This window comes from Streptomyces sp. 3-6 (assembly GCF_056323165.1).
Genome location: NZ_JBWHZP010000021.1, coordinates 1 through 14,895 on the forward strand (window position 1 = coordinate 1; position 14,895 = coordinate 14,895).

General features: G+C 73.9%; 11 protein-coding genes and 1 pseudogene. 10 read left to right on the forward strand and 2 right to left on the reverse strand.

Going from position 1 to position 14,895, the window contains the following annotated elements; genetic code table 11:
- Positions 1 to 273 precede the first annotated feature (273 nt).
- The 5 genes from AC02VZ_RS22615 (at position 274) to AC02VZ_RS22635 (ending at position 8,051) form a co-directional block, all read left to right on the forward strand.
- The gene (locus AC02VZ_RS22615; RefSeq protein WP_476476250.1) at positions 274 to 1,665 is read left to right on the forward strand and encodes a sensor histidine kinase; all 1,392 of its coding nucleotides are present in this window, start codon (positions 274 to 276) and stop codon (positions 1,663 to 1,665) included.
- 248 nt (positions 1,666 to 1,913) lie between these two features.
- The gene (locus tag AC02VZ_RS22620; protein WP_476476251.1) at positions 1,914 to 3,299 is read left to right on the forward strand and encodes a sensor histidine kinase; all 1,386 of its coding nucleotides are present in this window, start codon (positions 1,914 to 1,916) and stop codon (positions 3,297 to 3,299) included.
- Positions 3,300 to 3,652: 353 nt separating this feature from the next.
- A complete protein-coding gene (locus AC02VZ_RS22625; RefSeq protein ID WP_362092455.1) occupies positions 3,653 to 4,312 on the forward strand; it encodes a response regulator transcription factor in 660 nt (219 codons plus the stop codon).
- Positions 4,313 to 4,990: 678 nt separating this feature from the next.
- Entirely contained in the window at positions 4,991 to 6,919 is a 1,929-nt protein-coding gene (locus AC02VZ_RS22630; protein WP_432056020.1) for a 2-oxoacid:acceptor oxidoreductase subunit alpha, read from the forward strand.
- Positions 6,912 to 8,051, forward strand: coding sequence for a 2-oxoacid:ferredoxin oxidoreductase subunit beta (locus tag AC02VZ_RS22635; RefSeq protein WP_432056019.1), 1,140 nt, complete (start codon positions 6,912 to 6,914; stop codon positions 8,049 to 8,051). Before AC02VZ_RS22630 ends, AC02VZ_RS22635 begins: the two co-directional genes overlap by 8 nt.
- A gap of 172 nt (positions 8,052 to 8,223) precedes the next feature.
- Here AC02VZ_RS22635 and AC02VZ_RS22640 read toward each other — a convergent pair whose 3' ends face one another.
- Positions 8,224 to 8,607, reverse strand: coding sequence for a winged helix-turn-helix transcriptional regulator (locus AC02VZ_RS22640; RefSeq protein WP_432056018.1), 384 nt, complete (start codon positions 8,605 to 8,607; stop codon positions 8,224 to 8,226).
- A 110-nt stretch (positions 8,608 to 8,717) separates the two neighbouring features.
- Here AC02VZ_RS22640 and AC02VZ_RS22645 point away from each other — a divergent pair, with 110 nt between their 5' ends.
- The 4 genes from AC02VZ_RS22645 (at position 8,718) to AC02VZ_RS22660 (ending at position 12,763) form a co-directional block, all read left to right on the forward strand.
- Positions 8,718 to 9,572: an SDR family oxidoreductase gene (locus AC02VZ_RS22645; RefSeq protein WP_432056017.1), complete on the forward strand. Its 855-nt coding sequence runs from the start codon at positions 8,718 to 8,720 to the stop codon at positions 9,570 to 9,572.
- 272 nt (positions 9,573 to 9,844) lie between these two features.
- On the forward strand, positions 9,845 to 10,951 hold the full coding sequence (rarD, locus tag AC02VZ_RS22650) for an EamA family transporter RarD (RefSeq protein WP_432056016.1): 1,107 nt from the start codon (positions 9,845 to 9,847) through the stop codon (positions 10,949 to 10,951).
- Between the two features lie 36 nt (positions 10,952 to 10,987).
- Entirely contained in the window at positions 10,988 to 11,470 is a 483-nt protein-coding gene (locus AC02VZ_RS22655) for a VOC family protein (RefSeq protein ID WP_432056015.1), read from the forward strand.
- Positions 11,471 to 11,809: 339 nt separating this feature from the next.
- Positions 11,810 to 12,763 (forward strand): M28 family metallopeptidase, encoded by a 954-nt coding sequence (locus tag AC02VZ_RS22660; protein WP_432056014.1) that lies wholly within the window; start codon positions 11,810 to 11,812, stop codon positions 12,761 to 12,763.
- 107 nt (positions 12,764 to 12,870) lie between these two features.
- Here AC02VZ_RS22660 and AC02VZ_RS22665 read toward each other — a convergent pair whose 3' ends face one another.
- A complete protein-coding gene (locus tag AC02VZ_RS22665; RefSeq protein ID WP_432056013.1) occupies positions 12,871 to 14,094 on the reverse strand; it encodes a tetratricopeptide repeat protein in 1,224 nt (407 codons plus the stop codon).
- 310 nt (positions 14,095 to 14,404) lie between these two features.
- On the opposite strand from AC02VZ_RS22665, the pseudogene AC02VZ_RS22670 reads away from it, so the two are divergent.
- A pseudogene (locus tag AC02VZ_RS22670) lies at positions 14,405 to 14,800 on the forward strand (amidase family protein); the annotation flags it as partial.
- Between the last annotated feature and the right edge of the window lie 95 nt (positions 14,801 to 14,895).

A 14,895-nucleotide genomic window follows, 5' to 3' on the forward strand; every position in this document is an offset into this window, starting at 1 on the left:
CGGGCCGTTCGTCCGGGCCGTTCGTCCGGGCCGTTCGTCCGGGCCGTTCGTCCGGGCCGTTCGTCCGGGCCGTTCGTCCGGGCCGTTCGTCCGGGCCGTTCGTCCGGGCCGTTCGTCCGGGCCGACGATCTGTACGGACGGGAGTCTAGGCCCTGATAAAGGCACGGTAAGCAGCCCGTCACCCACTCCGCGCGAGGGGTGGGGTTTTCCCCAGGGGGCGAGGGCGGTCGCCCTCATGGCGCGGGCCCCCGGGTGACGGGCAGGCTAGGGCTCATGACCAAGCATGGCGACCCCGGCGGCCCCGGCGATCCCCGAGACCCCGTCGGCCCCGGTGAACCCGGCGGCTCTCGCGACTCGGGCGACCCCGGTGGCCTTCGCGTCCGCGTGGACCGCGGCGCGGGCGACGACCGTCCGCCGCCTCCCCGATTCGCGTTCGACCGGCACACCTGGCAGGAGATCGCCCATCTCCTGCTGAACCTCCCCGTGTCGCTGGTCGGTTTCACCTACGTGGTGACCGTGCTGTTCACCAGTGTCCCGCTGACCGTCACCGTCATCGGGCTCCCGCTGCTCGCCGCCGCGCTGATGGGTGCGCGGCTGCTGGGGAGGGCGGAGCGGGCCCGGGCGAGGGCGTTGCTGGGGGTGCGGGTCGAGGAGCCGAGCCGGCTGCCGATGCCGGGCTCCGCGGGGTTCTGGGAGCAGTTGTGGCTGGCGCTGAAGGACCCGGTGGGCTGGCGCACCATGCTCTACGAGCTGATCCGGCTGCCGTGGGGTGTCCTCACCTTCTCCGTCACGCTGGTCTCGCTGTTCGTGCTGTGGCCGGTGCTGCCCTACCTGGCCCGCGCGATGACCGAGGTGGACCGGGCGATGGTCAGGGGGCTGCTCTCCCCGTCCGACGAGCTGGAACGGCGCATCGCCGAACTGGAGTCGGACCGGGGCGTGGTGGTCGACACGGCGGCGGCCGACCTGCGTCGCATCGAACGCGACCTGCACGACGGCGCGCAGGCCCGGCTGGTCAACCTCGCCATGGGGCTGGGCCTGGCCAAGGAGAAGCTGCTGGAGGACCCGGACACGGCGGCGGCGATGGTCGAGGAGGCCCACGGCGAGGTGAAACTGGCCCTGCAGGAACTCCGGGACCTGGCCCGGGGCATCCACCCCGCGGTGCTGACCGACCGGGGCCTGGACGCGGCGCTGTCGTCGGTGGCCACCCGCTGCACGGTGCCGGTGAAGGTGACGGTCGACCTGACCGAACGCCCGGCCGCCGCGATCGAGGGCATCGCGTACTTCACGGTCTCGGAGCTGCTGCAGAACGTGAGCAAGCACAGCGGTGCACGGTCCGCCTCGGTGGACGTGTGGCGCACCGACGACCGGCTGCTGGTGCAGGTGGAGGACGACGGCCACGGGGGCGCGAGCCTGGAACGGGGCACGGGGATGCGCGGGCTCGCCGACCGGCTGGGAGCGGTCGACGGGCTGTTCGTCGTCGACTCCCCGCAGGGCGGCCCGACGACGGTGACCGCGGAACTGCCGTGGCGCGCCCGCGCCGAGGACCGTGCCGACGCCTCCCACGCCCCGCACACCCCGCCTGCCCCGTCCGCCCCGCCGACGTCCCACACCGCGTCCGCCCCGCAGCCCCCGTCCGCCCGCCCCCCGCGCCGGACCGCACCCTGAGGCGCACGCGGGCCGACCCCGCGCCCCGCCCCCGGACCTGCCCCGCCCCCGTCCCCCTGGGTACGGGGGCGTCGTCCGTGCCCGGTGCCGCCGACGCGGGCACGGCCGGCGCGGCCGGCGCGGAAACGGGCCCCGCGGTGGGGTTAACCCCCGTCCAGGACTGCGACGGACTCCATGGTCCGCCGACCTGCGACGGAGCAGGCTGGAGCACGACAGGACAGCCGCCGGACAGGAGAGGGACGACGCCGATGGCCACCGACTACGGACAGGGCGACGGGTACGGCTACGGGCCGGCCCACGGACTCGGCAGCGGACCGGGGCGCCGGGAGACCGCCGGGCGCCGCCACCGGCTGCCGGCCGCGCTGCGGGCACCGGTCGAGGGGCGCACCTGGCGCGAGCTGGGCTACGTCCTGCTGAGCCTGCCGATCAGCGTCGTGCTGTTCACCTACGCGGTCACGATGGTGTCGCTGGGGGCCGGTCTGCTGGTGACCTTTCTGGGCGTCCCGGTGCTGGCGGCGGCGCTCGCGGGATGCCGCGGGATCGGCGTGCTGGAACGGGCACGGGCCCGGGCGCTGCTGGACCTGGAGGTCGACGAGCCGGAACCCGTACGGATGAGGAAGCCGGGCGCGATGGCCTGGATGGGGGCGGTGCTCAAGAGCGGCACCTCCTGGCGGGCCCTGCTGTACTCGCTGCTCCAGATGCCGTGGTCGATCTTCACCTTCACCGTGTCGGTGACGTTCTGGTCGATCGGCTGGACGCTGCTGACGTACCCCCTGTGGTTCTGGGTGTTCCCGGCCTACGCCGGACAGGGCGGCATCCAGCTGTACGGGGACGGGCAGCACCGGATCTACCTCGACAACGCCTTCGAGGTCACCGTGACCGCGCTGGTGGGCCTGCTGTTCACCCTCGCCACGCCGTGGATCGTGCGGGCGCTGACGACGGTCGACCGGGTCATGGTGCACGGGCTGCTGGGGCCGTCGCGGCTGGCGACGCGGGTGGTGGAGCTGGAGTCGGACCGGGGCGTGGTCGTGGACACGGCGGCGGCCGACCTGCGCCGCATCGAACGCGACCTGCACGACGGCGCGCAGGCCCGGCTGGTCAACCTCGCCATGGGGCTGGGCCTGGCCAAGGAGAAGCTGCGGGAGGACCCGCAGGCCGCGGCCCACATGGTGGACGAGGCGCACGGCGAGGTGAAGACCGCGCTCCAGGAGCTCCGGGACCTGGCCCGGGGCATCCACCCGGCGGTGCTGACCGACCGGGGACTGGACGCGGCGCTCTCGTCGGTGGCCTCTCGCTGCACGGTGCCGGTGCGGGTCGAGGTGGACCTGACGGAGCGGCCCGCGTCGGCGATCGAGGGCATCGCGTACTTCACGGTCTCCGAGCTGCTGCAGAACATCAGCAAGCACTCGGGCGCGACCGCTGCGAGCGTGGAGGTGTGGCGGACGGAGGACCGGCTGCTGCTCCAGGTGACGGACAACGGTGTGGGCGGCGCCGACGTGGCCGCCGGCTCGGGTCTCGCGGGGCTGGCGGAGCGGCTGGACGCGGTGGACGGCATCCTGGTGGTCGATTCGCCGGCGGGCGGCCCGACCCGCGTGACGGCCGAGCTGCCGTGGCGCACCGAACCGCACCGGTGAGCCCTGCGCCCCGGACCGCACGGGCACGCCGCACCGGCCACACCCCTCCGGCCCCGTGCCGCACCGGCGCCGACCCGGCGCCGGCGGTCCTGCGCCCCGGACCGGCCCCGCACTGGTGCGTACGCACCGGTGCGTACCTCGCCCGCGTCCGGCCCCGAGCCCCGCGACCACCGTCCGGCGGCATCGACGGCCCCGGCGGCCCCCGCGGCCCCGGCGACACCCGGCGGCGGACACTCCCGACCGCGTCCCCCTCCGCATGTCCGGGACGAACTGGGATGCTGGTCCTGTCGAACGGGCCGCCACACGGGCGGTGCCGGGACAGGGCTGGGGGGCCGAGGAACGTGGAGGACAGGGTGCGGGTGGTCATCGCCGAGGACTCGGTGCTGTTGCGGGAGGGACTGACCCGGCTGCTGACCGACCGGGGCCACGACGTGGTGGCCGGGGTCGGCGACGGTGAGGCACTGATCAAGACCGTCGGCGAACTGGCCGACCAGGGGGAACTCCCGGACGTGGTCGTCGCCGACGTCCGGATGCCCCCGACGCACACCGACGAAGGCGTGCGCGCGGCGGTGCAGCTGCGCAGGTCGCACCCGGGGGTGGGGGTCCTGGTGCTGTCGCAGTACGTGGAGGAGCGCTACGCCACCGAGCTGCTCGCCGGATCCAGCCGGGGCGTCGGCTACCTGCTGAAGGACCGGGTGGCCGAGGTGCGCGAGTTCGTGGACGCGGTCGTACGGGTGGCCGGGGGCGGTACGGCCCTGGACCCGGAGGTGGTCGCCCAGCTGCTCGGGCGCAGCCGCAAGCAGGACGTGCTCGCGGGACTGACCCCGCGGGAGCGCGAGGTCCTGGGGCTGATGGCCGAGGGGCGCACGAACTCGGCGATCGCCCGGCAGCTGGTGGTGAGCGACGGCGCGGTGGAGAAGCACGTCAGCAACATCTTCATGAAGCTGGGGCTGTCCCCGAGCGACGGCGATCACCGCAGGGTGCTGGCCGTGCTGACCTATCTGAACTCCTGATCCGCCCGAAGGGTCCGTCCCACCGACCGGATCCGTCCCTCGGCCGTCCCGCCCGCCCTGAGGCGTCCCGCCGGTCCTGAGCCTCCGCCCGGTCCGTCCGTCACCGCCCGTCCGTCGGCCCGTCCGTCGCCGCCCCTTCGTCGTCGCCCGTTCGGCACCGCCGCCTCTCGGTGTCCGATGCCCCGAACCCGGATTGCGATCCGCTCCCACCGGTACCCGGACCCCGGAGGTCGCAGATCTCCGGCCCCGGAGGTTCCAGGTCCCCGAACCCGGAGGTTTCCCGGATCCGCAATCTCCCCGGACCCGGAGCCTTCCCGGACCCGGAGCAGCCGCCCCCGTCCCGGAGGGCTTCCGGACGCCGGGCCCCCGCGACCGGCGCCGCTCCCCGGCGGACGCGCGCCCGCCCGTACGGGCGATTTCCGGGGCCGGAGGCGCGGCGGTGCGGCCGGGCGCGAACCGGCGCGGGAGCGGGCCGCGTCTTGGATGGCAAGGGTGCGGGGCCGGAAACCGGCGTGATTCAAGGGAAAAGGCGGGACACATCGGTACGTCGTGACGGGCCGCGTTCGGGTCCAACATGCGAATGACCCGAGGAAGGCGACCCTTACGGACGTAGGGTTGATCCAGGGAGGGCCTGCGGGAGGGCCGTCCCGGACAGCCGCCTCGAGGAGGTCCAGTTCAGTGACCAGTCAGGTCAGCAGCCCAGCGGAGCAGGCCGACGGAGCAGTCGTAGGAGAGCAGCGCACAGCGGCGGGGGCGAAGGACGTCCGCCGGCTCGACCGGGTGATCATCAGGTTCGCGGGGGACTCGGGTGACGGCATGCAGCTCACCGGTGACCGCTTCACCTCCGAGACCGCGTCCTTCGGCAACGACCTGTCGACGCTGCCGAACTTCCCCGCGGAGATCCGCGCGCCCGCCGGCACCCTGCCGGGGGTCTCGTCCTTCCAGTTGCACTTCGCCGACCACGACATCCTGACCCCGGGTGACGCGCCGAACGTGCTGGTGGCGATGAACCCGGCCGCCCTGAAGGCGAACGTCGGGGACCTGCCGCGCGGCGCCGAGATCATCGTCAACACGGACGAGTTCACCAAGCGGGCGATGGCCAAGGTCGGCTACGAGAGCAACCCGCTGGAGGACGGCTCGCTCGACGGCTACCACCTCCATCCGGTGCCGCTGACGACGCTCACGGTCGAGGCCCTGAAGGACTTCGAGCTGAGCCGCAAGGAGGCCGAGCGCAGCAAGAACATGTTCGCGCTGGGCCTGCTGAGCTGGATGTACCACCGGCCCACCGAGGGCACGGAGCGCTTCCTGAGGTCGAAGTTCGCGAAGAAGCCGGACATCGCGGCGGCCAACATCGCGGCCTACCGGGCCGGCTGGAACTTCGGCGAGACGACCGAGGACTTCGCCGTCTCCTACGAGGTGGCCCCGGCCGCGACGGCGTTCCCGCCGGGCGTGTACCGGAACATCTCGGGGAACCTGGCGCTGGCCTACGGCCTGATCGCGGCGTCCCGACAGGCGGACCTGCCGCTGTTCCTGGGGTCCTACCCGATCACCCCGGCGTCCGACATCCTGCACGAGCTGAGCCGCCACAAGAACTTCGGCGTGCGCACCTTCCAGGCGGAGGACGAGATCGCGGGCATCGGCGCGGCCCTCGGCGCGGCCTTCGGGGGGTCGCTCGCGGTCACCACGACCTCCGGTCCCGGCGTGGCGCTGAAGTCGGAGACCATCGGGCTGGCGGTGTCGCTGGAGCTGCCGCTGCTGATCGTGGACATCCAGCGGGGCGGCCCGTCGACGGGGCTGCCGACCAAGACGGAGCAGGCGGACCTGCTGCAGGCGATGTACGGGCGCAACGGCGAGGCGCCGGTCCCGGTGGTGGCACCGCGCACGCCGGCGGACTGCTTCGACGCCGCGCTGGAGGCGGCCCGGATCGCGCTGACGTACCGGACTCCGGTGTTCCTGCTGTCCGACGGTTACCTGGCCAACGGTTCGGAGCCCTGGCGGGTGCCGGACCTGGAGGAGCTGCCGGACCTCGGGGTGCAGTTCGCGCAGGGCCCGAACCACACCACCGAGGACGGCACGGAGGTGTTCTGGCCGTACAAGCGCGACCCCGAGACGCTGGCCAGGCCCTGGGCGGTCCCGGGCACCCCCGGCCTGGAGCACCGCATCGGCGGCATCGAGAAGCAGGACGGCACGGGCAACATCTCCTACGACCCGGCCAACCACGACTTCATGGTCCGCACCCGGCAGGCCAAGGTCGACGGCATCGAGGTGCCCGACCTGGAGGTGGACGACCCGGACGGCGCGCGGACCCTGGTCCTGGGCTGGGGGTCGACGTACGGGCCGATCACGGCGGCCGTGCGGCGGCTGCGCCGGGCCGGGGAGGCGGTGGCGCAGGCGCACCTGCGGCACGTCAACCCCTTCCCGAAGAACCTCGGGGACGTCCTGCGGTCGTACGACAGGGTGGTGGTCCCCGAGATGAACCTGGGCCAGCTCGCCACCCTGATCCGGGCGAGGTACCTGGTCGACGCGCGGTCCTACAACCAGGTCAACGGCATGCCGTTCAAGGCGGAGCAGCTCGCAACGGCTCTGAAGGAGGCCATCGATGGCTGAGACGTCCACACGAGGCGCGGCGACGGGCCCGGACGCGGGCACGGGACCCGAGGCGGGCACGGGATCCGCGGCGGGCACCGGCACGCTCGGGCCCCTCTCGCTGGTGCCGAAGGCCGAGGGCAAGCAGTCCATGAAGGACTTCAAGTCCGACCAGGAAGTGCGCTGGTGCCCCGGTTGCGGTGACTACGCCGTGCTCGCCGCCGTGCAGGGCTTCATGCCCGAGCTCGGGCTGGCGCGGGAGAACATCGTCTTCGTCTCCGGCATCGGCTGCTCCTCCCGCTTCCCGTACTACATGAACACCTACGGGATGCACTCCATCCACGGCCGGGCCCCGGCCATCGCCACCGGCCTCGCGGCCTCCCGGCGCGATCTGAGCGTGTGGGTGGTCACGGGGGACGGCGACGCGCTGTCCATCGGCGGCAACCACCTGATCCACGCCCTGCGCCGCAACGTCAACCTGAAGATCCTGTTGTTCAACAACCGGATCTACGGTCTGACCAAGGGCCAGTACAGCCCGACCTCCGAGGTCGGGAAAATCACCAAGTCGACGCCGATGGGTTCGCTGGACGCCCCGTTCAACCCGGTGTCGCTGGCGCTGGGCGCGGAGGCGTCGTTCGTGGCCCGCACGGTCGACTCGGACCGCAAGCACCTCACCGGGGTGCTGCGCGAGGCCGCCGCCCACCCGGGCACGGCCCTGGTGGAGATCTACCAGAACTGCAACATCTTCAACGACGGTGCCTTCGAGGTCCTCAAGGACCGGCAGCAGGCCGAGGAGGCGGTGATCCGGCTCGAACACGGGCAGCCGATCCGCTTCGGCAGCGAGGGCTCCAAGGGGGTCGTGCGGGACCGGCTGACGGGCGACCTCCGGATCGTCGCGGTCACCCCGGAGAACGAGGCCGACATCCTGGTCCACGACGCGCACGCCGCGTCGCCGACCACCGCGTTCGCGCTCTCCCGGCTCGCCGACCCGGACACGCTGCACCACACCCCGATCGGCGTGCTGCGCTCCGTGGACCGCCCGGTCTACGACACGCTGATGTCCGACCAGCTCGACACCGCCGTCGAGCAGCAGGGCAAGGGCGATCTCGCCGCGCTCCTCGCGGGCGGCGACACGTGGACGGTCGTGGGGTGAACCCGGGGGCACCGACGCACGGTGCCCTCCGCACACCGGCAGGACGGGGCCCGGACACCGAGGAGCGGTGTCCGGGCCCCGCCGTGTGTGCGCCGGCGGCGCAGGAGTCTCGCAGGGTCCCCGGACGCGTGCGCGGCCTCGGCGACGGCCGCCCGGCGCGGACGCGGTGGCTTCAGGAGGCGGCGCGGGCCGCGTCGTACGCCTGCCGGGCGGCGAGCACCTCGGGCGTGCGGCGCTCGGTCCACCGGGCCAGCTCACGGACCTGCTCGGCGGCCTCCCGGCCCAGGCCGGTGAGGGAGTAGTCGACGCGTGGGGGGATGACCGGACGGGCGTCGCGGTGCACCAGGCCGTCGCGCTCCAGGGTCTGGAGGGTCTGGGTGAGCATCTTCTCGCTGACCCTGCCGATGGCCCGGCGCAGTTCGCCGAAGCGGTGCGGCCGGTCGAGCAGGAGGACGAGCACCAGCACGCCCCAGCGGCTGGTCACGTGTTCCAGGATCAGCCGGTGGGGACACATCGCCTCGGCTTCGTCCCGTGCGGCACGTCCACTGACCGTCATACCCGTACCTTCATACCCGTACCTTACTTCAAGGTGGGTACTTTCAATGAGTTAGTACCTCCCCTACGGTGGGTGGGAAAGCCACCCACCCGCACAAGGAGTCGCACACCATGGGCATCGTCGTCACCGGCGCCACCGGGCACCTCGGCCGGCACGTCGTCGGGCAGCTGCTGGAGAAGGTCCCGGCCGACCGGATCACCGCCGTCGTCCGGAACGCCGACAGGGCCGCCGACCTCGCCGGACGCGGCGTCCGGATCGCCGTCGCCGACTACAACGCGCCCGAGACCTTCGACGGCGTCTTCGCGGCCGGGGACAAGGTGCTGCTGATCTCCGGCAGCGAGGTGGACCAGGACCGGGTCGCCCAGCACCGGGTGGTGATCGACGCCGCCCGGGCCGCCGGGGTCGCCCTGCTCGCCTACACCAGCGCGCCCGGCACGCTGACCGCCTCGCTCGCCGACGCCCACCGGGGCACCGAGGAGGTGCTGCTCGGCTCGGGGCTGCCGTACACGCTGCTGCGCAACTGCTGGTACCACGAGGTCTACACCGAGAACCTCGCCCCGGTCCTGGAGCACCGCGCGGTGGTCGCGGCGGCCGGCGAGGGCCGGGTGTCGTCCGCGTCGCGCGCCGACTACGCCGCTGCCGCCGTCGCCGTGCTGACCGGCGAGGGCCACGAGAACAAGACCTACGAGCTCGCCGGTGACCGGGCGTGGAGCTTCGCCGAGTACGCGGCCGAGCTGAGCCGGCAGACCGGCGAGGAGATCGCCTACCGGAAGGTCACGCAGGAGGAGCTGACCGCGATCCTGACCGGTGCGGGCCTGCCCGAGCCGGTGGCCGCCGTCTACGCGGGTGCGGACGCCTCCATCGCCAAGGGCGAGCTGGTCGTCGACAGCGGCGACCTGTCCCGTCTGACCGGCCGTCCGACCACTCCGCTGTCCGAGGCGATCACCGCCGCCCTGAAGGGCTGACCGGCACCCCCGCCGCACCCCCCGATACCTCGCCCCGCCCCCGCCCCGGCCCCGGCCGTCGGTGCGGGGGCGGGGCCGGCACCGGACGACCCGGTGACCGAGGTATCCCACCTCCCGCTGCCCCTCCCCGCCTCCCGTACCCGGACCCGCGCCCCGACCCCGTCATGACCGTATCCCGGTACGGGCATGACAGGCAGGGGCCCGCGGCGTTACCGTCGAACAGTTCGGGCGGCGCCCGGACACGGCACACGCAGGGAACCGAGGGAGGGCCAGTGACCGGGAAGCCGGCCGCCGAAGGGCGCACAGGACTGCTGAACGGCTTCGCGGCCTATGGCATGTGGGGCCTGGTCCCCCTCTTCTGGCCCCTGCTGATGCCCGCCGGAGCGGTGGAGATCCTCGCCCACCGGATGGTGTGGTCCCTGCTCTTCGTCGGCGTCGCCCTGCTGCTCGTGCGCCGCTGGGCGTGGCTCGGCGAACTGCTGCGGCAGCCGCGCCGGCTGGCGCTGGTGGCGCTGGCCGCGGCGGTCATCACCGTCAACTGGGGCGTCTACATCTGGGCGGTCAACTCCGGGCACGTCGTCGAGGCGTCCCTCGGCTACTTCATCAACCCGCTCGTCACGATCGCGATGGGCGTGCTGCTGCTGAAGGAGCGCCTGCGCCCGGCGCAGTGGGCGGCCGTGGGCGTCGGCGCCGCGGCGGTCGCCGTCCTGACCGTGGGGTACGGGCAGCCGCCGTGGATCTCGCTCTGCCTCGCCTTCTCGTTCGCCACCTACGGCCTCGTGAAGAAGAAGGTCGACCTCGGCGGGGTCGAGTCACTGGCCGCGGAGAGCGCGATCCAGTTCCTGCCCGCGCTCGGCTACCTGATGTGGCTGGGCAGCCGGGGCGAGGCCACCTTCGGCACCGAGGGCACCGGCCACGTACTGCTGATGGTCGCCTCCGGACTCGTCACCGCGCTGCCGCTGGTCTGCTTCGGCGCCGCCGCCATCCGCGTGCCGCTGTCCACGCTGGGGCTCCTGCAGTACATGACGCCGGTCTTCCAGTTCCTGCTCGGCGTCCTGTACTTCAAGGAGGCCATGCCGCCCGAGCGCTGGGCCGGGTTCGCGCTGGTGTGGCTGGCGCTCACGCTGCTCACCTGGGACGCGCTGCGCACCGCCCGCCGGACCGCACGCACCCTCGCCGAACACCGGGCCGCCGGCCGGACGGCCGCCGGCGGCCCGCGCGCGGGCGGCACGGCGCACACCCCGGCGCCGGAGCCGGTACCCGCACCGGTGCCGGTACCGGCCGGGCCGGAGGGCTCCCCGGCGGCCGGCGCACCGCTCCGGACCGACGCGCCCCGAAGCGAGACGGCCCGGAGCGACACGGCCCGGTCCCGTCCGTGACGCGCTCAGCGGCGCCGGCGCGGTAGAACTGTGGGCATGAATCAGACGCCGGCACCGCCCGTCTCCGTCCCCGTGCACTGGAAGCTGGTCATCGACGCGGGGGACCCGCACGCCCAGGCGGACTTCTGGGCCGCGGCCCTGGGTTACCTGGTCGAGGACAACAGCGCCCTCATCGAGCGGTTGCTCGCGTCCGGCGCCCTGCCCGCCGAGGCGGTGGTGGTACACCACGGCCGCCACGCCTTCCGGGACCTGATCGGGGTACGGCACCCCGACGACCCCTACGAGGAGGCGAGCGGCACGGGGCTGGGCCGGCGGCTGCTCTTCCAGCGGGTCCCGGAGGCGAAGACGGTCAAGAACCGGCTGCACCTCGACCTCCATCCGGAACCGGCGGACCGCCGCGAGGAGGAGGTCCGCCGACTGGAGCGGCTGGGTGCGCGGGTGCTGCGGGAGGTGCGGGAACCCTCCGGGACCTGGACCGTGATGACCGACCCCGAGTCGAACGAGTTCTGCGTGCACTGACCAGCACCCGGGCCTCGGCCACCGCGCTGCGGGCACGGCGACAAGGGGCAGAGACAGCGGAAACAACGGCAGCGGAAGCAACGCAACGGAAACCACGGCGACAGAACCCCGCGTGGGCTCCCGGACGGTGACCGCCCGGCCGTACGCCGCCCTTCCGTACACCCCCCGGGTCCGCTCCGCGCTTCCCGGGCGGGCCCGTTCGCCTCCGGAATGCGCGAACGGGTGTCCTGATACCGCTCTTGACGGAGATTCAGTTTCAGCTTCACCATCCAGGCACCCCCACACCCAGGGGATGCCTGTGGACTCCCACGGGCTCACCCGAGGAACTCGGAGCCCCCCATGAAGCTCTCCGTTTCCGTCCGTACGGCGGCCGCCGGTGCCGTCGCCACCGCCACCCTGCTGGCCGGCGGCACCGCGTCCGCCGGCGCGGCCCCCGCCCCCGCCCCGCGCGCCGCCGCCGCACCCGACATACCCGTGGCCAACGTCAAGGCGCACCTGTCCCGGCTCCAGTCCATAGCCGCCGCCAACGGCGGCAACCGCGCCCACGGCCGCCCCGGCTACCAGGCGTCCCTCACCTACCTGAAGGACCAACTGGACGCGGCCGGATTCACCACCCGGGTGCAGCAGTTCACCGCTTCCGGACGCACCGGCTACAACCTCGTCGCCGACTGGCCCGGCGGCGACTCCGAGCACGTCCTGATGGTCGGCGCCCACCTCGACGGGGTCACCTCCGGCCCCGCGATCAACGACAACGGTTCCGGCTCGGCCGCCGTGCTGGAGACCGCGCTCGCCGTCGCCCGGACGGGGTACCAGCCCTCCAGCCACCTGCGGTTCGCCTGGTGGGGGGCGGAGGAACTGGGCCTGGTCGGCTCCCGGTACTACGTCGCCCAGCTGTCGTCCGCCGACCGCTCCCGCATCGACGGCTACCTGAACTTCGACATGATCGGCTCGCCGAACCCCGGCTACTTCGTCTACGACGACGACCCGGTGATCGAGCAGACCTTCAAGGACTACTTCGCGGGCATCGGCGTCCCCACCGAGATCGAGACCGAGGGCGACGGCCGGTCGGACCACGCCTCCTTCAAGAACGCGGGTGTCCCGGTCGGCGGCCTGTTCACGGGCGCGAGCCGGACCAAGACCGCCGCCCAGGCCAGGAAGTGGGGCGGCACGGCGGGCCGCGCGTTCGACCGCTGCTACCACTCCTCGTGCGACACGACGGCCAACATCGACGACACGGCCCTGAACCGCAACAGCGACGCGATCGCCCACACCGTCTGGGAGCTGTCGCAGTGACGCGGTGACGCACCCCTCAGGGGTAGCTCCGGAGCCACCAGCCACGGAGTGACGGAGCGACGGAGCGGGACGCCGACGGAGGGGCGCGAGCCCTCCTGCGGCGCGGCTCAGTCCTGCCGGGTGCGGGCCCGGGTGTGGAGCCGGTCCATGCGGGCCCGGGCCGACTCCAGGGCGTCGGTCTCGGCGCCGGCCGGTCCCCCGTCGGCCGCGAGTTCCGTCCACAGCGCGAGGAGTTCCCGGCCGAGTTCCAGCCCCCGCAACGGGTCGCGCACCGCCCGCCAGGCGGTGGCGGCACCGCGGACGCTGCTGTACGCGGCCTCGGCGTCCCCCGCGCGGCGGCGGAGCGCGGCGACGTCGAGGCAGGTCCGCAGGGCGGGCTCGGGATGCCCGGCCAAGTAGGCGACGTAGGCGCCGAGTTCCCGTACGCGGAGCACCTCGGGATGCTCCGCTCCCAGGGTGGCCGTCGCCTCGGTCACGGTCTCCTCGGCCAGGCGTGCGGCCGGGTCCAGCCTGCCGTGCCGGACGGCGTCGCTGATCCGGGCCACGGGCTCGGCCAGCAGGCCGCCCGCGGTGGGACCGGGGAACTCGGACCCGTCCCCCAGCACCGCCTCCGCCACCGCGTCGAACCCGCGGGGCGGGGCCGGCCGGTCGTCCGGGTCGGGGCTCCGGTGCGGGGAGGTCCCCGCTGCCCGTCGGGGCCCCTCGTCGGCGACGACGGGGTGCGGCTTCGCCTCCATCACCGGGGGCGGACCGAAGGTCCCGGTGGGCGGCGCCACCGTGCCGAACGGCACCGCCCGGCCCGTGTCGCCGACCGGCAGCGGGGCCGGGGGACGCACCACGGCGTTCCGCGCCGCCACCGCGTCGGGTGCCGGGGCCTGCGGCGGCGCGGAGGGGACCGGGGGCGCGAAGGGCGCGGCGGGCGGTGCGGGCCGCGCTTGTTCCGTGGGCGTCGAGACGGGCGCGGGCGTCGAGGTCGGCGCGGGAGCGGCCGGTGCGGGTGCCGTGCTCGGGCCGGTCGGCACCGGGTCGGCGGTGAAACGGCTGGAGCCGTCCGGCTCGACCCGGAGCGGGACGACGAAGCCGATGCGCTCGTCACGGACCGTCGCCAGGACGGCGTGCCCGGCGGCGCGGGCCAGGTGCTGGAGGCGGTCCAGGACGGCCTGCTGCACTTCCTCCCCGGGTGCGACGGTCACCGGCACCCCGCCGACCGACGCGACGGCGTCACCGGCCCCGTGGGCGGGGATGCGGACCTCGATCGGCTCGGCGGCACCGTGCGTCGTGTGCGCCGCCTGCTGCTGTTCCCGCTTCTTCTCGCGGCTGAGTCGCGCCATGGTCCCCTCATTCGGGTCGTACACCTACCGACCAGTCTGTCCGCCTCCCCCGGTTTCTCACGTCACCGCGCTGTCACAGGCTCGTCCCAACGGCCGTCCGCCCCCGCGCCGGGCTCGCGCCGGGCGGAGCAACGGGGCCCCGGCGGGGCGTGCGGGGCCCACCGGGGCTCGTGGGACCGCGACACGACCCGCGCGCTCGGTGGAGCGGCAACCTGCGCAGGGGCGGAGTGTGCGGAGGGGGAAGTGCGCGAAGGAGCAGGGAAGGGCATGCAAGGGCACGGAGGAGCGGAACGGGAACGGCCGGCAACCGCCGCCACGGCTCCTGGACCCCGCCCCCGCCTGGCTCGCCCTGCGGACCGGACGGACCGGAGGAGCCCGGCGCACCGCCGGGCCACCGGCCGGTCACGCGGACGACGCCCCGGCCGGGGCCGGGGCGCTGCGGCGGGAGAACGACGTGCGTCTGGCCCGCGTGTGCGCCGAGGCCCCCCTGCTGCTCACGCCCACGGCGCCGACCGCACCGCACGGCCACGACGGCCCCGGGGACGTCTACTCGACCGCCCTCACGTGGGCGTTCAACCTGAGCGGGCACCCGGCGCTGAGCCTCCCGGCCGGGCTCGGCACCGAGGGCTGCCCGGCGGGCCTTCAGCTGGTGGCACCGCACGGGCGGGAGGACCTGCTGCTGGCCGTGGCGCGGGCGGCGGAGGCGGGCACTCAGGTGCGCGCGGCGGCGAACACCCGGGCGCGCGCGGCACTCGCGGGACCCGAGACGCATGCGCGTGCGGAGGCGAACACACAGGCGCG